The sequence below is a fragment of the Halorutilus salinus genome (assembly GCF_026242195.1).
Classification (GTDB): Archaea; Halobacteriota; Halobacteria; order Halobacteriales; family Halorutilaceae; genus Halorutilus; species Halorutilus salinus.
The window spans coordinates 1-18,509 of sequence record NZ_RKLV01000002.1 but is presented as its reverse complement, the minus strand read 5'-3'; the positions used below and the strand labels follow the sequence as shown (position 1 = coordinate 18,509).

21 protein-coding genes are annotated in these 18,509 nt (G+C 60.1%); 6 read left to right on the top strand and 15 right to left on the bottom strand.

The window, feature by feature from the left end; all coding sequences use genetic code 11:
* Positions 1-11: 11 nt before the first annotated feature.
* The 10 genes from EGH25_RS01795 to serS all read right to left on the bottom strand — a co-directional run bounded on the left by EGH25_RS01795 (position 12) and on the right by serS (position 11,548).
* On the bottom strand, positions 12-434 hold the full coding sequence (locus EGH25_RS01795; RefSeq protein ID WP_266085733.1) for a NusA-like transcription termination signal-binding factor: 423 nt from the start codon (positions 432-434) through the stop codon (positions 12-14).
* 3 nt (positions 435-437) lie between these two features.
* Entirely contained in the window at positions 438-1,568 is a 1,131-nt protein-coding gene (rpoA2, locus tag EGH25_RS01790) for a DNA-directed RNA polymerase subunit A'' (protein WP_266085732.1), read from the bottom strand.
* Positions 1,568-4,225 carry a DNA-directed RNA polymerase subunit A' gene (locus EGH25_RS01785; RefSeq protein ID WP_266085731.1) on the bottom strand — a complete coding sequence of 886 codons (2,658 nt, stop codon included), beginning with the start codon at positions 4,223-4,225 and terminating at the stop codon, positions 1,568-1,570. Before EGH25_RS01785 ends, rpoA2 begins: the two co-directional genes overlap by 1 nt.
* The gene (rpoB, locus tag EGH25_RS01780; RefSeq protein ID WP_266085729.1) at positions 4,222-6,045 is read right to left on the bottom strand and encodes a DNA-directed RNA polymerase subunit B; all 1,824 of its coding nucleotides are present in this window, start codon (positions 6,043-6,045) and stop codon (positions 4,222-4,224) included. Before rpoB ends, EGH25_RS01785 begins: the two co-directional genes overlap by 4 nt.
* A complete protein-coding gene (locus EGH25_RS01775) occupies positions 6,046-7,647 on the bottom strand; it encodes a DNA-directed RNA polymerase subunit B'' (protein ID WP_266085727.1) in 1,602 nt (533 codons plus the stop codon).
* Between the two features lie 3 nt (positions 7,648-7,650).
* Positions 7,651-7,890: a DNA-directed RNA polymerase subunit H gene (locus tag EGH25_RS01770; RefSeq protein WP_266085725.1), complete on the bottom strand. Its 240-nt coding sequence runs from the start codon at positions 7,888-7,890 to the stop codon at positions 7,651-7,653.
* 82 nt (positions 7,891-7,972) lie between these two features.
* Positions 7,973-9,163: an NAD(P)/FAD-dependent oxidoreductase gene (locus tag EGH25_RS01765; protein WP_266085724.1), complete on the bottom strand. Its 1,191-nt coding sequence runs from the start codon at positions 9,161-9,163 to the stop codon at positions 7,973-7,975.
* A gap of 62 nt (positions 9,164-9,225) precedes the next feature.
* Positions 9,226-9,438: a hypothetical protein gene (locus EGH25_RS01760; RefSeq protein ID WP_266085722.1), complete on the bottom strand. Its 213-nt coding sequence runs from the start codon at positions 9,436-9,438 to the stop codon at positions 9,226-9,228.
* Between the two features lie 394 nt (positions 9,439-9,832).
* Positions 9,833-10,132: a MarR family transcriptional regulator gene (locus EGH25_RS01755; RefSeq protein WP_266085720.1), complete on the bottom strand. Its 300-nt coding sequence runs from the start codon at positions 10,130-10,132 to the stop codon at positions 9,833-9,835.
* Between the two features lie 123 nt (positions 10,133-10,255).
* Entirely contained in the window at positions 10,256-11,548 is a 1,293-nt protein-coding gene (serS, locus tag EGH25_RS01750; protein WP_266085718.1) for a serine--tRNA ligase, read from the bottom strand.
* 92 nt (positions 11,549-11,640) lie between these two features.
* On the opposite strand from serS, the gene EGH25_RS01745 reads away from it, so the two are divergent.
* Genes EGH25_RS01745 through EGH25_RS01735 form a run of 3 tightly spaced genes read left to right on the top strand, consistent with a single transcriptional unit; the run spans position 11,641 to position 12,713 of the window.
* Positions 11,641-11,793 carry a 50S ribosomal protein L39e gene (locus EGH25_RS01745; RefSeq protein WP_266085717.1) on the top strand — a complete coding sequence of 51 codons (153 nt, stop codon included), beginning with the start codon at positions 11,641-11,643 and terminating at the stop codon, positions 11,791-11,793.
* The gene (locus EGH25_RS01740; RefSeq protein ID WP_266085715.1) at positions 11,793-12,047 is read left to right on the top strand and encodes a 50S ribosomal protein L31e; all 255 of its coding nucleotides are present in this window, start codon (positions 11,793-11,795) and stop codon (positions 12,045-12,047) included. Before EGH25_RS01745 ends, EGH25_RS01740 begins: the two co-directional genes overlap by 1 nt.
* A 9-nt stretch (positions 12,048-12,056) precedes the next feature.
* Positions 12,057-12,713: a translation initiation factor IF-6 gene (locus EGH25_RS01735; protein ID WP_266085713.1), complete on the top strand. Its 657-nt coding sequence runs from the start codon at positions 12,057-12,059 to the stop codon at positions 12,711-12,713.
* A 3-nt stretch (positions 12,714-12,716) separates the two neighbouring features.
* On the opposite strand, the gene EGH25_RS01730 is transcribed toward EGH25_RS01735, so the two are convergent.
* The gene (locus EGH25_RS01730; RefSeq protein ID WP_266085712.1) at positions 12,717-13,043 is read right to left on the bottom strand and encodes a hypothetical protein; all 327 of its coding nucleotides are present in this window, start codon (positions 13,041-13,043) and stop codon (positions 12,717-12,719) included.
* 123 nt (positions 13,044-13,166) lie between these two features.
* Here EGH25_RS01730 and rpl18a point away from each other — a divergent pair, with 123 nt between their 5' ends.
* Genes rpl18a through ftsY form a run of 3 tightly spaced genes read left to right on the top strand, consistent with a single transcriptional unit; the run spans position 13,167 to position 14,860 of the window.
* Positions 13,167-13,343: a 50S ribosomal protein L18Ae gene (rpl18a, locus tag EGH25_RS01725; protein WP_266085710.1), complete on the top strand. Its 177-nt coding sequence runs from the start codon at positions 13,167-13,169 to the stop codon at positions 13,341-13,343.
* The gene (gene pfdA, locus EGH25_RS01720; protein ID WP_266085709.1) at positions 13,340-13,762 is read left to right on the top strand and encodes a prefoldin subunit alpha; all 423 of its coding nucleotides are present in this window, start codon (positions 13,340-13,342) and stop codon (positions 13,760-13,762) included. Before rpl18a ends, pfdA begins: the two co-directional genes overlap by 4 nt.
* Positions 13,763-14,860: a signal recognition particle-docking protein FtsY gene (gene ftsY, locus EGH25_RS01715; protein WP_266085707.1), complete on the top strand. Its 1,098-nt coding sequence runs from the start codon at positions 13,763-13,765 to the stop codon at positions 14,858-14,860. It begins immediately after the preceding gene.
* Here the strand turns inward: ftsY and EGH25_RS01710 are convergent.
* From EGH25_RS01710 to EGH25_RS01695, 4 genes are read right to left on the bottom strand one after another with little or no spacing between them, the layout of a single operon-like run.
* Positions 14,843-15,505, bottom strand: coding sequence for a CehA/McbA family metallohydrolase (locus EGH25_RS01710; RefSeq protein WP_266085705.1), 663 nt, complete (start codon positions 15,503-15,505; stop codon positions 14,843-14,845). The two genes, ftsY and EGH25_RS01710, sit on opposite strands and share 18 nt — an antisense overlap.
* Before the next feature lie 36 nt (positions 15,506-15,541).
* Positions 15,542-16,411: a succinate--CoA ligase subunit alpha gene (sucD, locus tag EGH25_RS01705; protein ID WP_266085703.1), complete on the bottom strand. Its 870-nt coding sequence runs from the start codon at positions 16,409-16,411 to the stop codon at positions 15,542-15,544.
* On the bottom strand, positions 16,408-17,550 hold the full coding sequence (sucC, locus tag EGH25_RS01700) for an ADP-forming succinate--CoA ligase subunit beta (protein WP_266085701.1): 1,143 nt from the start codon (positions 17,548-17,550) through the stop codon (positions 16,408-16,410). Before sucC ends, sucD begins: the two co-directional genes overlap by 4 nt.
* Positions 17,551-17,598: 48 nt before the next feature.
* Positions 17,599-18,384 carry a methyltransferase family protein gene (locus EGH25_RS01695; protein WP_266085699.1) on the bottom strand — a complete coding sequence of 262 codons (786 nt, stop codon included), beginning with the start codon at positions 18,382-18,384 and terminating at the stop codon, positions 17,599-17,601.
* Between the last annotated feature and the right edge of the window lie 125 nt (positions 18,385-18,509).

Here is an 18,509-nt window from a genome sequence, read left to right as displayed (position 1 = left end):
GGCTTCCCGGTTTAGCTCAGAACGATATCGTCGAACTCGTAATGCCTACGCGCGAGTTCCTTCGCCTTCGCTATGTTCTCGCCTTCCTTTCCGATAGCGAGACCCTTGTCGGTGTCGTCGACATCGACGTACGCGACCTTGCCGCCGTTCTCATCGACGACCTCGACTTCCTCGATCGCGGCGGGCTGGAAGGCGTTTGCGACGAACTCCGCCTCATCGTCGGAGAACTCGACAACCTCGACCTCCCTGTCTATGCTTCTGCGTACGCGGTCGATGTTCGCGCCGCCCTTGCCTATCGCCTTCCCCATCTCGCCCGAATCGACGACGAATACCACGGTGTCGTCGTGTTCGATACAGTCACGTACGACGGCGTCCGTCATACGCTCGAACAGCGACATATACCTCATCTCCTCTTCTGTCAGCCGTAGTGTCATTTCCTACTCCGGCTTCCCTACCACGAGGTCGACGTCTCCCGTCCCCATGCTTATGGGCTGTCCGACTATGACGTTCTCAACGACGCCTTCGAGGTCGTCGTCCTCGCCATGAACCGCGGCGTCAAGGAGATGGTTGACGGTGACCTCGAATGCGGCGCGCGACAGTACGCTACCCTTCGAACCCGAGATACCGTGGCGTCCGATGCTCTGTATCTCGCCCGTCGTCGTCATAGCGTCGGCGACGAGCATGACGTGGCGTATGTCGACATCGAGACCCTGCTCCTCAAGCGTGCTTATCATCTCGTCGACGATGGCGTTACGCGCCGCCTCGATACCGAGCGCCTTGTGCGTCTCGTGGAGGTTGTTGGTGCGCGTCCGCGTCGAGTCGACGCCGTCTATACGCAGAACCTTCTTGAACTCGCTACCTTCGGTGTACAGGACGTACTCGTCGTTCTCCTCCTTACGTATGACGACGCGGTCGATCCCCTCGATACCTTTGAAGACGATCTCACGTAGCTCCTCGACGAGCTGGAGTAGTTCGCGGTACGACGGGTTCGAGGGTCCGAAAGAGACGGACGACTCGCCCTCGGTGACCTCGATACCGAGTTCGTCGTCTATCTTCTCGGCGATGTCGGCGACCGACAGGTTGCGCTCGTCAAGCATCTCCGAGTCGAGGTCTACGCGTACCTCCATCCCTGCAACGTCGATGGATATGTCGCCGACGGAGAGTATCTTGGTCGCCTCTATCTTCCAGACGACGTCGCGCGCCTCGTCGCGGTCGGTCGCGTACTCGTCCTCAAGATGAACCGTCATCATCGGTGTGTCCGGCTCCTTGCGCGCGTCGACGAGTTCGATCAGGCGCGGAAGCCCCTGCGTGACGTCTATTTCCGCAACACCCGCATAGTGAAAAGTATTCATGGTCATCTGCGTACCGGGTTCGCCGATCGACTGTGCGCTCACAGTACCGACGGGTTCGAGGGGATCGATACGTGTCTCCTCGTACCTCTCGGTCACCGCCTCCACAACCTGCTCTAGCTGTTCCTCGGTTACGTCACGTCCTTCGACGGCGTCGACAACGTCCTCACGTATCCTGTCGGGTAGCCCCGTCTCTTCGAGTCTCTGTTGTACGTTCATCAGTCATCCCCCGCGAACTCGGCTTTTGCTGTCTCTGAGTCGAACTCAGCGTCGAGTACCCTGTCGACAACCGCGTCGACATCGACGTCTTCGTCCTTGGGCATCTTCATCGGGTCGACGCCGTCCTCGCCGTACTCGAACTGTACGATGTCGTCCTCCGCGTTCCGCACGGTTCCGTCGTACTGGGCTTCGAGTTCCTGAAGCGCGTTTATGAGTCTGCGCTGTAGGTAACCCGACTTCGACGTACGTACGGCGGTATCGACGAGACCTTCGCGTCCTCCCATGGCGTGGAAGAAGAACTCCTTGGGACCCAGACCTTCCTTGTACGAATGGCGGACGAAGCCGCGTGCGTCGGCGCTCAGGTCATCGGGCTTGAAGTGCGACAGCGTGCGGTTCTCGTATCCACGGTTTATGCGCTCGCCGCGGACCGCCTGCTGTCCGACGCACCCTGTCATCTGTGTCAGGTTGAGCATCGAGCCGCGCGCTCCTGAGTCAGCCATCACGACGCCGGGGTTGTCCTCGTCGAGGTACTGTTCGGCGATCTCGCCCGCCTCGTCGCGCGCCTGTCCGAGAGCCTGCATTATCTTCATCTCTACTGTCTCTTCAAGAGTGCGCCCCGGAAGCGATTCGAGTTCGCCGCGCTCGTACGTCTGTATGAGGTTTTCGACCTCGTCTTCGGCTTCCTGTATCGCAACGTCTATCTCGTCACGCGCCTCGTCGGGCAGATCCTCGTCGCTGATACCGAACGAGAAGCCGAAATGCATTATGGAACGTACGGCGAGCGCCGCCACGTCGTCGATGAAACGCCGCGCGCGGTTCTCGTCGAAGACCTTTGCGACCGTCTCGACTATCTCGCCGACGAAGCCGCCGACCGCCATCTCGTCTATCGTACCTTCGGCGAGTTCGCCGTCGTTGATAACCACCTCGTCGCCCGCGCTCGACTCGAACGTGAGATCGAGACCGTCGGGGAGGAGCACGGAGAAGACCTCGTCGCCCGTCCAGTAGGGTTCGCCGTCTTCCTCGCCCGCGGGTTCGGGCAGGTCGTTTACGCTTGTCTGTCTCAGAAGGTCAAGGACGGTAGCCTCGTCGAAACGGTTGTCGTCATGGGTCAATAGGTACGTTCCCGAGATGTGATCCTGTATCGCGCCTATGATAGGACCGCCGAAACGTGGCGACAGTATATGCTCCTGTACCTTCATCAGCACGTCTGCCTCGGCAAGCGCCTCCTCGCTCTGGAGAACGTGCATGTTCATCTCGTCGCCGTCGAAGTCTGCGTTGTACGGCGGACATACGGTCGTGTTAAGACGGAACGTCTTGTACGGCATGACGACGACCTCGTGCGCCATCATCGACATACGGTGGAGCGACGGCTGTCGGTTGAAAAGGACGACGTCGCCTTCGGTGAGATGACGCTCGACAGTCCATCCGAGTCCCTGAGGCTCGCCGTCGTCGTTCTCCTCAAGTATACGTTCGGCAAGCTCCTCCGAGTTGAGATCCTTGACCTTGAGACGGCGTCCGTCGGCACGTTTGACGTAGTTCGCTCCGGGATGTTCGTTAGGCCCACGTCGGACGTACTCCACGATTTCGTCGATGTTGTTCCGCGTGACCTTGACCTTCTGCGTCATCTCCTCCGCGATGCTCTCCGGAACCCCGATCTCGTTGACCGACAGCGTCGGATCGGGGGATATGACGGTACGCGACGAGTAGTTGACGCGTTTGCCGGAGAGAGAGCCACGGAAACGTCCCTCCTTACCCTTGAGACGTTGTGAAAGCGTCTTGAGCGGACGCCCCGAACGGTGGTGAGCGGGCGGGGTGCCCGAAATCTCGTTGTCCATGAACGTCGTGACGTGGTACTGGAGTAACTCCCAGAGGTCTTCGATTATGAGTTGGGGCGAACCCGCCTCGCGGTTCTCCATGAACCGCTGGTTGATACGTATGATGTCGACCATCTTGTGGGTCAGATCGTCCTCGCTCCTCTGTCCGCTGTCGAGCGTAATCGACGGACGCGCCGTCACGGGCGGGACGGGCAGGACGGTCAGTATCATCCACTCAGGACGCGTCCGTTCGGGGTTGATACCGAGAGGTTCGAGATCCTCGTCGGGTATACGTTCGAACCTGTCACGTATGTCGCTCGGCATAAGCTTCCCTCCGTCCTCGTAGTACGTCGTCGGCTTGTCGTGGCTAACCTCCTTCTGCTCGGCGTCGCAGTACGGGCAGACGTTGTTCTTACGCGCCTCACGTATAGCCGACTTGGTTATCTTGTCGAGATCCTCTTCGAGAGCCTCGGCGGTTGCGAGCTTGTCCCTGTACTTCTCTTTCTGTGTCGGTGAGAGAAGGAGACGCGCGCATTCGTGGCACGTACCACGGAGGAGACGACGTATAAGCTTCGAGAACCCGGGATGGACGACGGGCGCGGCAAGCTCTATATGTCCGAAATGCCCCTCGCACTGTCCGCTCCTCTTGCCGCAGGTCTTGCACTGAAGACCCGGGTCGATGACACCGAGACGCGGATCCATAAGACCCATGTCGATGGGGAATCCGTCGTCGTCGTAGGTGTCCGCCGTAATTATCTTTGTCACCGACATCTCGCGGTAGTCCTGCGGACTCATCAGACCGAACTCTACCGTGTCTATCGTCTTGGGTGTGTTCGTGCTCATACAGCGTCCTCCAGTTCGAGTCTGGGAGCGATACCTAACGACTTCATCTCGTCAAGGAGTAGCTTGAAGGCGTAGCTCATCTCCACACGGTGTATGTTGCTCTCCTCGCCGCAGTTGGGGCAGTAGACGCGGTTCTGGCGCGAGTCCTCGGTCGCCGTCATACCGCATTCGTCGCATACGAATATCATCTCGCGGTCGGACTCGTCAAGGAGGCGATCCTTGAGTGCGAGCGCCGCGCCGTGTCCTATGAGAACGTCGCGCTCCATCTCCCCTATACGTAGACCGCCCTCGCGCGCGCGTCCTTCGGTGGGCTGGCGCGTCAGAACCTGTACGGGTCCGTGCGAACGCGCGTGTATCTTGTTGCTCACCATATGGTGGAGCTTCTGGTAGAGTATGACGCCCGTGTAGACCTCCGCCTCTATCTTCTCGCCCGTGATCCCGGAGTACATCTCCTCCTTGCCCGAACGTTTGAAGCCGCGGTCGGCGACAGCATCGCGTAGCTCCTCCTCGTCCTCGCCCGTGAAAGGCGTGCCGTCGACGCGGCGTCCTTCGAGAGCACCCGCCTTACCGCCGAGCATCTCCAGAACGTGCCCGACGGTCATACGCGAAGGCAGTGCGTGCGGGTTTATGATGAGGTCGGGAACGACGCCGTCCTCGGTGAAAGGCATGTCCTCCTGCTTGGCGATATGCCCCGCGACGCCTTTCTGACCGTGGCGCGACGCGAACTTGTCGCCGAGTTCGGGTACGCGCTGGTCGCGGACGCGCACCTTGGCGAGCTGGTTCCCTTCCTCGTTCTCCATACGCATCACCGTGTCGACGATACCCGACTCGTTCGACCGTACGGTGACGGAGGTCTCGCGCCTCTTCTGCGGCGATATACCGCCCATGTCGTCGGGTTCTTCGAGGAAACGTGGCGGCGATGTCTTGCCTATGAGTACGGCGTTGGAGCCGACGGGCGTCTCAGGGTTGATCAGACCGTCCTCGTCGAGGTTCTTGTAAGCCTCCTCGCCCTTGTGCCCGCGTACGTCGTCGTCGGGTATCTCGAAACGATCCTCCTGACCGCCGGGATAGTGGCGACCCTCGCCCTCGTACGTTCTAAAGAAATGGGAGCGTGCGAGACCGCGGTCGACGCTTCCCTGATTGAGTATGAGGGCGTCCTCTATGTTGAACCCCTCGTACGACATAACGGCGACGACGAAGTTCTGTCCCGCGGGACGTTCGCCGTAGCCGATCGCGTCGCCCGTCTGTGTCTTGACCGAAGGCACCTGCGGGTAGTGCATAAGATGCATCTGCGTGTCGGCGCGGACGCGGTAGTTCGCCGACGGCAGACCGAGCGACTGCTTCACCATGCCCGCGCCCATCGTGATACGTGGCGAGGCGTTATGCTCCGGATACGGAACCATGCCGCCGCCTATACCGAGTATAAGAGACGGGTCGAGTTCGAGATGCGTGTGGTCGTCGGTAACGTCCTCCTCCTCGACGGCGACGAGTATATCCTCCTCCTCGTTGGCGTCGATGTACTCGACGAGACCCGCCTCGACGAGATCCTCGAACTCTATCTCGCCGTCTTCGAGCATCTCTATATGCTCCTGATCCACCATCGGTTCGCCGTCACGTACGACGATAAGTGGGCGACGGGCGCGTCCGGGTCCCGACTCGACGAAGACCTCGCGCGTCCTATCGTCCATATAGACGTTTATCTGTTCGCTTACCTCCCCGCGTCTGCGCGCCAGCTTCAGACCATCTACGAGACGTTCGGGTTCTCCGTGCGTGCCGACGAGGCTACCGTCGACGTATACCTTGGATTCCTGTGTTGACATTTAGTCTGCCTCCGCTTCTCCGGTTTCCTCCGCCGTCGTTTCCGCGGCTTCGTCCTCTTGCTCCTCACCCGTTTCTTCCTCCTCCAGATCGACGTCGTGCGCTATGCTCTCGACGCCGAGTTCGGCGAGCTTCCTGTCGAGCGTCGACTTGTCCTCGACGCCTTTCGATATCTCGACGCTCTGCGCGAAGTTCTTGACGAGACCGCAGTTGGGTCCTTCGGGCGTCTCGCCGGGGCAGATACGTCCCCACTGAGTGCTGTGTAGGTCGCGCGCCTCGAAATGCGGCTGTGCGCGTGACAGAGGCGAGACGACACGGCGTAGATGCGAAAGAACCGCCATATGGTCGGCGCGGTCGAGCAACTGAGCGACGCCGCTTCTTCCTCCGACCCAGTTACCCGTCGCGAGCGGATGTTCGAGACGCTCGGTCAGAACGTCGGAGCGCACCACGGTGTCGACGCGCAGGTCACGGTTACGCATGTTGGCGCGTTCCAACTGGTACTTCACGTCGCGCGCGAGCTTGTTGAGCGCGACGCGGAAGAGATCCTCCATAAGGTCGCCCGAAATCTTGAGACGTTTGTTCGAGTAGTGATCCTTATCATCGGGCGTACGCGTACCCAGAGCGAGTTCGAAGCAGGTCTCCGCCATACGGCAGAGGTAGTGCGCCTTCGAGAGACGTACCTCGGCGTCGTTGTCGCTCACGTCTTCGAGATGGGGGAGGAGGTAACGGTCTATAACGTAGTCGGCGCGTTTGCGCTGGTACTCCTCCGCCTGTCCGCGCGCGACCTTCTGACCCAGAAGCTCCATAGCCTCGTCTTGGGTCTCGACCTCTGCCTCCTCAAGGTTTTCGAGCATGTACTTCACGATCTCGGGGTCGTTGGAGACGGAATTAACTATCTCCTCGTCGGTCTCAAGACCGAGTGCACGTACGAGGGTGACGAAGTTTATGTTGTTTGAGACGCTGGGGAACGAAACCTCAAGAAGCGAGTCGCGTCCGCGTTCGACGACAACGAGCGCGCGGTATCCCTGACGGTGCGAGAAGACCTTGGCTACCTGTATATCGTCGCCGTACTTGGTGTCACGTTCGGCGAGTATGGTGTTAGGCGCGAGATCCTCGCTCGTCATCAGGACGCGCTCGCTTCCGTTTACGACGAAGTAACCGCCGGGGTCGGCGGGATCCTCGCCCTGCTTGATGAGTTCGTCCTTGTCGAGGCTGTTGAGGTTGCACGCCTTGCTCCTCATCATGATGGGCAGGTCGCCGATGTACGTCGTCGTGGGTTCGTACTCGCGGTCGCCCTCCACGATCTGCATCTCCATATCCATCGGCGCGCTGTACGTGATGTTCCGTAGGCGCGCCTCCTGTGGGTACAGGGGTTCCTCGCTACCGTCGGCTTCCTGAACGACGGGCTTACCGACGCTGACCTCGCCGAGACGGACGTAGACCTCCTCCTCGCCCTCCTTCTCGCCGATGTCTGTGTCTATGGTCTCCTGCTCGTCCACGACCCTCTGCATGCCGTGGTCAAGGAAGTTGTTGTACGACTCTATATGGTGTTCAGCCACCCTGTCGGCGTCGAAGTACGCGTCTGCTAGCTTTCTCCTTTCCATGTTTTATTCGTCCACTATAATACGGTACGCCACCGCCTCGTCCGCGGTGGGCGATTCCCTGACAACCTTGACGACATCGCCGGGTTCGCCGTCGGTCTCCTTTATCGCCGCGTCGAGTCTGCCGATCTTGGGTAGGTCTGTCTTCCTTATCTCGTACCTATCGGTCAGTTCCTCAACCTCGTCCTCGTCGAGAACGGTATGTTCCGGCACCATCTCGTGGTCGAGGGCGTTGTACTTACTCATTGTTCCTCTCTTCTGAAAAACTCCGTAGCATCGGGCGTTGAGTTTATAGAAACGCCGACACTAAACCTTTGTCTTTTAACCGTCAGAGGTCGCCCCAAGCCTTCTTTGCGCGTCCCCATGACGACATGTCGGCTATCCACCGTGCGGCGACGAACTTCTTGAGGAACTTACCGGGGGTTCCCCCGAACGTCTTGAGCGGGAACTTAACCCCCGGAGGTACCTTAACGTCGTGTGCGACAGCCTTCTCGCCGACGGAAATAAGCGTCCCCTTGTCGTCATACCTCCATCTCTTGAGCGGACGGTCGTCGATGGCGCGCGCCACGTTCTCGCCCGCAACCTCAGCCGCCTGCCAAGCCGCCTGCGCCGTCGGTGGCGCGGGTTCGTCGTCCTGTTCTATGAGTGCGGTGTCGCCTATAGCGAAGACTCCTTCCTCGTTGGTCGTGAAGTCCGAAGACGCCTGTATACGTCTGCTCCGGTCGTCGGCTTCGATACCGTCGATGTCGATGTCGCGCCCCGTGATACCGCCCGTCCAGAGAAGTACGTCGTAGCTTAGCTCGGTCTTGTACCCCTCGCCGTCCTCCTTCTCGCCTATGTAGGCGGTGTCGTCGTCCACCTCACCGATGAAGTCGCCCGTGAGTATCCCGACGCCGCGCTCCTCAAGCATCTCTGCGAGACGGTTTTGGAGACCGGGTTCGCCGGGCGGGAAGACGTTGTCGAGACCTTCGACGAGGTAGATTTCGACGGGGAGGCTGTCTTCGTCACGTAGCTCCGCGATCTCGCCACAGCTCTGTATCCCGGAGAGACCAGCGCCGCCTACGACGACGCGAGCGGGGTCGTCTTCGGTCGCTTCCTCGGCGGCGGAGACGACTTCGTCGTGTATCTCCAGCGCGTCGTCGAGCGACTTGAGCGTGAGTGCGTGCTCCTCCAGACCCGGAATACCGAAGAAGGCTGTCTGACTCCCGACGCAGACGAGTAGGTAGTCGTAGTCGATCCTGTCGCCGCCTTCGAGCGAGACAGCCTTCTCGTCCGTATCCACCTCAACCGCGCGCCCCTGTACGAACTCCGTCGAACGGTCGGCTATCGTCTCAACGGGGATGGTGACGTTCTCCTGCACCTCCGGGTCGCGTATCACGCGGTGAGACTCGTGTAGAACGAGATGGTAGTCGATGTCCGATACCCATGTAATCTCCGCGTCGTCAAGCGTCCTCTGTAACTTCTTTACCGACCCCGCCCCCGCGTATCCCGAACCGAGTACCACTACATTGTCAGCCATGTTCGTGGTATTGGTGACGTGTGTTATAGATTCTGTCATTTCCGCGCGTCCGCGAGGACAGATTACGGTATGCTTGACATCCTCACCCGTCTAGAGTCGGGTGAATCCCCGAAGAGGAGTTCAAGGTTGTGCGTTTCCTTAGCGGTGAGGTACGCTTTCGCGTCCCGCATCAATGGTTCCCGCCTAATTATTACCGAAGGCGTGGTTTCCAGCATCTCGGAGCAAAGCTCCGAGGGCTCGCCAACGTAGTTGGCGAACGCGTACAGCGGTGTCAAAGCCGCCTTCCGTCCGACTCGTGGTCGGTGCTTCAACAAGATGAATACCGTTCATCTCTCCACAACGGGGTATTCAGCCCGCACAGTACCACGGTTCGCGTCGCCCGAAGCGTTACGCCGTGGAATGGTTCAGTCGGATTTCTTACCACGCGAGAAGTCAGAGCGAAGTCGTTTGAGGCGGCGAAGCCGTCTCGTGATGACGGAAGGCACTTCGCGCCTTTCGAACCACTCTGGTGCGGTCAAGGACCGCGTTTCTCAACGTAGAAACTCCGTTACTGCTATTTACAATTTCTTGCAGAATACTTCTTACGCATTCATCCTGACCCTAAAGCGTCAGGCATTCTGCTGTACTATCTGTAACGGTGAAGAAGCGCGAGGGGCACGGGAACGGGAATCAGTCGGCTATCTCTGTCTCTGCGTCGGTCTCAGCGTCCTGTTCGTCACCCAAGTCGTCGTTGAGATCGTACAGCGTCTGCCTGCCGTCGGTGAGACACGGTACCTGTTCGACGATGCCTTCCTCCGTCAGACGGTTGAGGGCGTAACGTACGGTACGTACGGAGAGACGCGTCTCCTCCGATATCTCCTTCTGGGTCATCTGGCGGTTGTATTCGAGAACCTTGAAGACGAGCTTGGCGCTCGGCGGTAGCTCGTCTATCTTCTCCTCTACCTTACCGTCCGTGGCAAAAACACTCACCAGTCATTGTCAACTCCTTACCATCTTGTTCTTCCGCTACGGACATAAAGCTTTCCGTTTCCTATGACCGGCGCGTATATTTCGGCGCGAGATATTACCGTGGAGCATAGAAGCCGATCGGGGCTAATCCTCCTCTTCGTCCTCGACGTACCTGTCCAGCCCCTCAATAACCTCGAAGTCAACGTATCCCTCGTCCACGAGTACGTCGGGGACTGCGACCGTGCCGTCCTCGCGCTGGTTCTGTTCAAGTATAGCGCAGAGGGCGCGTTGCGTGGCGAGCGCCGTCGAGTTGAGCGTATGCGCCGTCCGGTTGTCTTCGCCGCGTATACGGACGCTTAACTTACGCGCCTGATAGTCGGTGCAGTTGGAGCACGAGACGAGTTCGCGGTAACGATCCTGCGCGGGGAACCACGCTTCGAGGTCGAACTTCTTCGCCGCGTTGTCGTTCATGTCGCCCGTACAGACGTTGACGACGCGGTAGTGGAGACCGAGGTCGCGGAACAACGACTCGAAGTTGTCGCGGAGTTCGCCGAAGATCTCCCAAGAGTCATCGGGTTCGCAGAAGACGTACTGCTCGACCTTCTCGAACTCGTGGACGCGGAAGATGCCCTTAGTGTCCTTACCGTGCGAACCAGCCTCGCGTCTGAAGCACGTCGAGACGCCGGCGTACTTGCGCGGGAGGGACGCGGGTTCGAGTATCTCGTCGTAATGGTACGACGCGAGCGTCTGTTCTGACGTGGCGATGAGGTACAGATCCTCACCCTCGACGCCGTAAAGCTGTTCCTCGAAGTCGTCGAGTTCCGCCGATGCCTCCATCGCCTCGTGTCCGAGAGCGTGGGGCGTCCGCATCGGCGTGAAGCCGCGTTGAGTCAGGCGGTCAATGGCGAAACGCTGTAACGCGAGGTTGAGCGCAACGAGTTCGTTCTTGAGGTAGAAGAAACGGCTCCCGACTATCTCGGACGCCTTCTCCGTATCCGCAAGGTCGCGCTCCTCGACGATATCGGCGTGGGGCGTGACGTCGAACCCCTGCGCGGGCTTGTCGCCCCACCGCGCGACCTCGACGTTGTCGTCCTCGCCATCGCCCGACGGCACCGAGTCATGTAGAACGTTACCGATCCGGTAACGGAGTTCGTCGCGCTCGTCCTTGAGGCGCTCCTCCTTCTCTTCGAGCGCCGCGATCTCGTCCTTTATCTCCTTCACGCGCGCGATTTCTTCGTCTGCGTCTTCCCCTTCCCCCTTCTTCTCCGCGACCTTACGCGAAAGCTCGTTACGCTCCTGCCTCAGCGAGTCGGCACGTTGGCGTACTTCGCGCCAGTCATTGTCAAGTTCGCGCACCTCGTCGACGCGCGATAAGTCCTTGTCTCGGCGCTCCTCCGACTTCTTTACCGTCTCAGGTTCGTCGCGGAACAGTTCCATCGAGAGCATCTTGGTGGTCGCCCGTTCGGCGTTACGGTGTTTAACCTTTGCCAATCGAACCTTATTTATGCCGAGATAGCTTACCGATGCGTATGAGCAAGAAATCAAAGGCGAAGAAAAAACGTCTGGCGAAGAAGGAGAGACAGAACCAGCGTGTTCCGGCGTGGGTCATCATGAAGACGAACCAAGAGGTCATGCGTAGCCCCAAGAGACGCCACTGGCGTAGGAGCGATATCGACGAATAATGGAGGAACGCGTAATCACCGTTCCGCTCCGTGAGCCTAAGCAGGCTCCCAAGCGCGAGCGCGCCGACAAGGCTGTCAACTACGTCCGTGAGGAGCTGGCAAGTCAGTTCAGGACGGACGAGGAAGACGTAAACCTCGACGAGTCGATAAACGAAAGTATCTGGGAGCGCGGTAGGAAGAAGATACCCTCAAAGATACGTGTCCGCGCCGCGAAGTTCGACGACGGCGTCGTTGAGGCGGAGACGGCGGAGTGAAGCGGGCGGATGCTGAGGACGGAGTTCAACGGTAGCCCCTTCGTCGGTGTCTTCGCGTCTGCGACGGAGAGCCATCTTTTCGCCGCGTCGGAGGTCGACGCCGAACCTCTCGCCGACGAACTCGGTGTAGACGGCTTCTACTCCGGCACCGTCGGCGGTTCGTCGGTCGTTGGCTCGCTTGTCGAAGGGAACTCGTCGGGTGTCGTCGTATCCGCGAGCGCGCGTGACGGCGAGGTGGAACGTATGGAGGAAGCGACGGACGGACGCGTGGTGAGGCTCGACGAGCGCACAAACGCCGTCGGCAACCTCGTTCTCGCAAACGACGAAGCCGCGTTCGTTTCGCCCGGCTTGGACGGCGACGCGCGCGATACCGTGGCGGAGACTCTCGACGCCGAGGTGCGCGCAGGAACCGTCGGAGGCGTCGAGGTCGTCGGTAGCGCCGCCGTTGCGACAAACAACGGCGTTCTCGCACATCCGCGTTCGAGCGACGACGAACTCGGTGCTCTCGAAGAGGTTTTCGGCGTCAACGTCGATGTCGGTACGGTCAACTACGGCACGCCGCTCGTCGGAAGCGGTCTGTTGGCGAACACCCAAGGCTACGTCGCAGGGGCGGAGACGACCGGACCCGAACTCGGACGTATCGAGGAAACACTCGGCTTCGTCTGATGGCTAATACCACGGTGGGTTTCCAAAGCACAACACCACGTATTCAACACCATTGGGTAGGGTCTCTCTTCTGTCTTCTTGGACTCCGCTGAGTTGAGCATTACCGGTTTTCACTTCTATTTCGTGCGTCTTCCTACCGGACACAGGGTCATAGACATCAAAATCTCTTCCTCCTTCCCTATCAGGAACTCGCTGAGGTTCACCGTAGTAGTGTCTTATCACGTTCTTAGCTTCTTCCTCCCCCACTTTCCCCTTACGCCGATTTCGCTGTGGATTCCCGCCCGTTCCCCTGTCGAACGGATTCGCGTTGTTATCAAAGGGGTTAACCATATGTTCGGGTACGAACGTGGCAAAAATAAACTTTTCCCCGCTGTTAGTCACCGTAGTAAAGTAACGACGATGCTCGGCTTCGTGTAGAAGACGTTATACGGGCGAAGCATCTTTTCGTGATACATGCCCGAGTACGAGGTCAACGGCAGTTTCGAACCCGGCGGAGAGAAACGCGACTTCACGCAGGTAATCGAGGCTGAGAACGCCGATGTCGCGCGCGAACGGACGTACGCCGAACTCGGTAGCAGACACCGTCTGAAACGTACACAGATAGAGGTAGACGAGGTAAACCAAGCATGAGTGCAGAAGCACAACAGCTTTCGGAGCAGTACGAGGAACTGAGCGAGGAGGTAGAGGAGCTACAGCAGGTCGTCGCGCAGTTGGAGGCGAGCATACAGGGATGTGAGGAGGCGAAGGAGACGCTCGGAAACGTCGAGGACGGCGACGAGATACTCGTCCCTCTCGGCGGCGAGGCGAAGATACGCGCAACCGTCGAGGATATAGACGAGGTTCTCGTCGACATAGGCTCCGACGTTACGGTCGAGTTAGAGCGCGACGACGCCGTTGAGTCGCTCGACGAAAAGATAGACGAGCTTGAGGAGTCGAAACGCGAGACGGAAGCCGAGGTCAAGGACAAGCAGGAGCAGATAGAGGAGTTAGCACAGCGCGCCCAGCAGATGCAGATGCAACAACAGCAACAGGGGCGCGGCAACGAGTAGATGTTCGACGGTCTGAAGGACAGGCTCAACGACTTCCGTGAGGAAGCGGACGAGGCGGTCGAGGAGGTTGGCGAGGATCAGGAAACGGAGGAGCCACGCGAAAGGTCGGACGGAACGCGCCAAGAACCAGAAGAGCAGGACGGCGACGCAGAGATCGAAGAGGGCGACGGCGAGGACGACGGAGAAGGCGACGAGGAAGAAGAGGGCGGTCTACGCGCGAAGGCGAAGACGCTCGTCGGCGAACGCGCCTTCATAATCGAGGAAGACGACCTCGAAGCGCCCCTGCAGGATCTCGAAATGGCTCTGCTTGCGAGCGACGTTGAGGTGGATGTAGCCGACGAGGTCGTGGAAGGCGTACGTGAGAGCCTCGTGGGCGAGAAGAAGCACTGGCGCGACTCCAAGAACGAACTCATCGACGACGCCCTCCGCGAGGCTCTCGTCGATGTTGTCGATGTCGACGGTCTCGACTTCGACAGCTACGTCCGCGACACCGACAAGCCGGTGGTCGTCGTCTTCACGGGCGTCAACGGCGTCGGCAAGACGACGACCATCGCGAAGGTGGCGAAACGTCTTGAGGACGACGGCTTCTCATCCGTACTCGCAAACGGCGACACCTACCGCGCGGGCGCGAACCAACAGCTGAGCGAGCATGCCGACGCGCTCGGTAAGAAGGTTATAACGCACGAACAGGGCGGCGACCCCGCGGCGGTCATCTACGACGCCGTCGAGTACGCCGAGGCGAACGGTGTCGACGTCGTACTCGGCGACACCGCGGGTCGTCTGCACACATCGGACGACCTGATGAACCAGTTAGCGAAGATAGACCGCGTCGTCGATCCCGACCTGACGGTTTTCGTCGACGAGTCGGTCGCGGGACAGGACGCGACGAACAGGGCGCGCGAGTTCAACGACGCCGCAGAGTTCGACGGAGTGGTGCTCACGAAGGCGGACGCCGACTCTGCGGGCGGGGCGGCGGTATCGGTCGCGCGCGTGACGGGTAAGCCCATAGTATTCCTCGGCACTGGTCAGGGGTACGACGACCTGCGCGAGTTCGACGCCGAGGGCTTCGTTGACGAACTGTTAGAACAGCGAGAGTAACGCCTTCTTGATACGTCCGGGTACGCGCGCCCCGAACTGGCGTGCGCTCAACGTCCACGGCGTCCGTTTCCCGTGTGTCTCAGTCCTTCCGTCCTTTATGCCTTCGATAATACCGTCTACGTCACGTTCGGCGTCGATGACCGTGTACGCGCGCCCGACCATATCGGCTATATGAGCGTCGCTTCCCGCGAGTTCGGGGAGGTCGTTCTTACGCGCGAAACGGCGTGCGCGTCTGTTGGCGAGACCCGTAAAGAGGCGTGAGTTGTACGTCTCGACGGCGTCGATGTCGTTGATAGCACCGACGCCATGACGCGTGCGCTGGAAGGGGTGGGGGACGACCGCCGCGCCGCCGAGGTTACGGACGCGTTCGACGGTTTCGGATACGGCTTCGCCCGCCGACGGACGTTCTTCGACACCGAGAGCGAGAAGATGTCCGTCAGAGGTCGAGACTTCGACGCCCGGAACGCCGACGAGACCGTGTTCGCGTGCGCGTTCCGCGGCTTCGAGTGACCGTTCTATCTCATCGTGGTCGGTAACTGCGACGGCGTCAAGCCCCGCGTCGACGGCGGCGTTGAGTATCTCGCCGACCGACGCGGTTCCGTCGTAGGAGCCGACTGAGTGGACGTGTAGATCCGCCTTCAGCATCTACCTAACAAAGACGCGGACGGTTGATAGTCGTTGCTACAGAAGGTCGTCTATCTCGTCTGCGACACCCGCGGGCGTCTCTGCGACACGGACGCCGGCATCGCGGAGCGCTTCCATCTTGCTCTCCGCCGTTCCCGTACCCGAACCGCTCACGATAGCGCCCGCGTGCCCCATACGTTTTCCGGGCGGCGCTGTGCGTCCGGCGATGAAGCCGACGACGGGCTTGGTGACGTTCTCGTCTATCCATTCGGCGGCGCGCTCCTCGTCGCTCCCGCCTATCTCGCCGACGAGTGCGATTACGTCGGTGTCTTCGTCGTTCTCGAAGGCGCGTACGGAGTCTATGAAGGACGTGCCTATGATAGGGTCGCCGCCTATACCGATAACGGTGCTCTGTCCCACGCCGCGGCGACCCAGAGAGTCGACGAGCTGGTAGGTGAGGGTGCCTGAGCGCGAGACGAGACCGACGTTTCCGGAGTCGAAGATGTTTCCGGGCATTATGCCTATCTTCGCCTCTCCGGGGGTGATGACGCCGGGGCAGTTGGGACCGACGAGACGCGTGTCGACCTCGTCCAGACGGCGGTTGACGCGTACCATGTCGTGCGTGGGTATTCCCTCCGTGATAGCGACACAGAGTTCTATATCGGCGTCGAGCGACTCCATGACGGCGTCGCCCGCGAACGCAGGCGGGACGAAGACGGCGGAGGCGTTGGCGTCCTCCTCGCGCACAGCCTCCTTTACGGTGTCGTAGACGGGTACGCCGAGAACCTCATCGCCGCCCCTGCCGGGCGTCACGCCCGCAACGACGTTCGTACCGTACTCCTGCATACGTTCGGCGTGGAACTTACCTTCGCTTCCGGTGATCCCCTGCACGACAAGACGCGTTTCGTCGCCGACGAGTACGCTCATTCGCCGTCACCTCCAGAAAGTTCGACGGTGCGTTTGACAGCTTCTTCGAGTCCTTCGGCAGTCTCCACACGGTCGGTCAGAAGTTCGCGCCCCTCCTCCTCGTTCGTACCCGTGAGACGGACGACGAGTGGTTCGGGGAGTTCGTCGAAGGCTTCGAGTGCGTCGTTGATTCCCTGCGCGACCTCGTCGCACCGTGTGATGCCTCCGAAGACGTTGAAAAGCACGGAGTCGACGTTCTCGTACTCAAAGACGAGTTCGAGCGCCGCCTGTACGCGCTCGGCGTCCGCACCCCCGCCTATGTCGAGGAAGTTGGCGGGCGAACCGCCGAAATGGTCGACGAGGTCTAACGTCGTCATGACGAGACCTGCGCCGTTGCCTATGATACCGACGTTGCCGTCGAGACGTACGTAGTCGAAGCCCGCGTCGCTCGCCCGCGCCTCGAAGTCGTCCTCAAACGCCTCGTCCTCCATCTCGGCGAGTTCTTCCTGCCTGTACAGAGCCGAGTCGTCGATGTTGAAGACGGCGTCGGCGGCGACGACACCGCCGTCTTCCGTAACCATCAGCGGATTTATCTCTGCGTCGTCTGCGTCTCTCTCGTCCCAGAGTTCGTACAGCGTCGAAAGTACGCCCGTAACGTCGCGTGCCGTCTCACGGTCGACGTTAGCGCCGTAGACGACCTCGCGCGCCTCGAACGGACGTAGGTCGTACGCGGGGTCGACGTGCGTCCGTGCGATAGCGTCGGGGTTCTCCTCCGCGACCTCCTCGATGTTGACGCCGCCCTCGGACGATACCATGGCTACCGCGCGCCCTTCTCCTCTGTCTGTCGTTACGCCGACGTAGAGTTCGTCGACGAAATCGACCGCCTCCTCTACGAGAACCTTTTCGACGTGTTTTCCCTTCAGATCCATGCCCAGAATACCTTCCGCCGCCTCGTGCGCCTCGTCGGCGTCGTCGGCGAGTTCGATACCGCCCGCCTTTCCGCGTCCTCCGACGTGCACCTGCGCCTTGACCGCGACGGTTCCGCCTATACGTTCGGCGGCTTCGCGTGCGGCGTCAGCGGTCTCGACAACCTCGCTACTCGGCGTCGGGATTCCGGCGTCCGCGAAGACCTGCTTCGCCTGATACTCGTGTAGTCGCATAGCCGAAGGGTGGACGGCGCGTTCCTTATAGATTGTCTATTGGAGAGGTTAGACGAACCGCGGCGTCGTCTCGATATACTCGGCGTACGCCTCCTTGTCGTCTATGCTCTCCATGACCTCGTCCTCCTCTACGGAGGAGAGACGGTAGTAGAAGTAGCCGAGTATGGGGAACATGGCGAGCGTTAGAACCGAGGGCCACTGCACGAACCAGCCGAAGAGGAAAAGGAGAAATCCGAGGTACTGCGGATGGCGCGAGTAGGCGTAGATACCCGACGTGACGAGTTCCTCGTCGGTACGGTAGAGCGTCAGCCATCCGACGGCGATGAGCGCGACGCCGACGAGTGTTATACAGACGCCGACGACGCCCCAGAACGTCAGGAACATGGGCTGTCCGAGGAACTCGAAGCTGACGGTCGCGCGCTCGGATATGTCGGGCGTCGCACCGCCGGGAACCGCGGCGGAGGTGACGTATACCGTGAGAGGAACGCCGTACATCTCGACGAAGAGCGAGACGGCGAAGGCGGCGTAAGCACCGAGCGAAGCCGACTGCCAGTTGACGCGCCACCGTAGCCCTGCGGCGAGAGGTACGGCGAAGGCTATGAAGACGCCGACGTTGAGAGCGACGAGATCCCATCTTCCACGTATAACGCTCGCTTGGTTCATCATGAAGACGTAGACGTAGCTCAGGAAGGAGGGCGCGGCTAGGAGACAGACGACGGCGACGGAAAGAAGGGCGACCTTACGCCGCGTCAGCCCTCCCGCCATGAACCGGTTGAGGGCGGTAAGGTATCCGCCTTCGTTTCCGTTTTCGCGTACTTCCTCTCCTGAGTCCATACACGCCACGTGTTCCGGGGGACGTATCTTTCTGTCGGTGGCGTGGTGGGTAGTGTTCAGATAAGCATATTCCAAGCGAAGCTGAACGACCTAAGCCAGTCGTCGGCTGTTTGAGCGTGAGCGTT

Excerpts from the sequence above, each read along its gene's own strand:
- EGH25_RS01795 (WP_266085733.1), bottom strand. The coding sequence starts at position 434 with ATGACACTACGGCTGACAGAAGAGGAGATGAGGTATATGTCGCTGTTC.
- rpoA2 (WP_266085732.1), bottom strand. The coding sequence starts at position 1,568 with ATGAACGTACAACAGAGACTCGAAGAGACGGGGCTACCCGACAGGATA.
- EGH25_RS01785 (WP_266085731.1), bottom strand. The coding sequence starts at position 4,225 with ATGAGCACGAACACACCCAAGACGATAGACACGGTAGAGTTCGGTCTG.
- rpoB (WP_266085729.1), bottom strand. The coding sequence starts at position 6,045 with ATGTCAACACAGGAATCCAAGGTATACGTCGACGGTAGCCTCGTCGGC.
- EGH25_RS01775 (WP_266085727.1), bottom strand. The coding sequence starts at position 7,647 with ATGGAAAGGAGAAAGCTAGCAGACGCGTACTTCGACGCCGACAGGGTG.
- EGH25_RS01770 (WP_266085725.1), bottom strand. The coding sequence starts at position 7,890 with ATGAGTAAGTACAACGCCCTCGACCACGAGATGGTGCCGGAACATACC.
- EGH25_RS01765 (WP_266085724.1), bottom strand. The coding sequence starts at position 9,163 with ATGGCTGACAATGTAGTGGTACTCGGTTCGGGATACGCGGGGGCGGGG.
- serS (WP_266085718.1), bottom strand. The coding sequence starts at position 11,548 with ATGGAACTGTTCCGCGACGAACCTGAGACGGTAAAGAAGTCGGAGGAG.
- EGH25_RS01745 (WP_266085717.1), top strand. The coding sequence starts at position 11,641 with ATGAGCAAGAAATCAAAGGCGAAGAAAAAACGTCTGGCGAAGAAGGAG.
- EGH25_RS01740 (WP_266085715.1), top strand. The coding sequence starts at position 11,793 with ATGGAGGAACGCGTAATCACCGTTCCGCTCCGTGAGCCTAAGCAGGCT.
- EGH25_RS01735 (WP_266085713.1), top strand. The coding sequence starts at position 12,057 with ATGCTGAGGACGGAGTTCAACGGTAGCCCCTTCGTCGGTGTCTTCGCG.
- EGH25_RS01730 (WP_266085712.1), bottom strand. The coding sequence starts at position 13,043 with ATGGTTAACCCCTTTGATAACAACGCGAATCCGTTCGACAGGGGAACG.
- rpl18a (WP_266085710.1), top strand. The coding sequence starts at position 13,167 with ATGCCCGAGTACGAGGTCAACGGCAGTTTCGAACCCGGCGGAGAGAAA.
- pfdA (WP_266085709.1), top strand. The coding sequence starts at position 13,340 with ATGAGTGCAGAAGCACAACAGCTTTCGGAGCAGTACGAGGAACTGAGC.
- ftsY (WP_266085707.1), top strand. The coding sequence starts at position 13,763 with ATGTTCGACGGTCTGAAGGACAGGCTCAACGACTTCCGTGAGGAAGCG.
- EGH25_RS01710 (WP_266085705.1), bottom strand. The coding sequence starts at position 15,505 with ATGCTGAAGGCGGATCTACACGTCCACTCAGTCGGCTCCTACGACGGA.
- sucD (WP_266085703.1), bottom strand. The coding sequence starts at position 16,411 with ATGAGCGTACTCGTCGGCGACGAAACGCGTCTTGTCGTGCAGGGGATC.
- sucC (WP_266085701.1), bottom strand. The coding sequence starts at position 17,550 with ATGCGACTACACGAGTATCAGGCGAAGCAGGTCTTCGCGGACGCCGGA.
- EGH25_RS01695 (WP_266085699.1), bottom strand. The coding sequence starts at position 18,384 with ATGGACTCAGGAGAGGAAGTACGCGAAAACGGAAACGAAGGCGGATAC.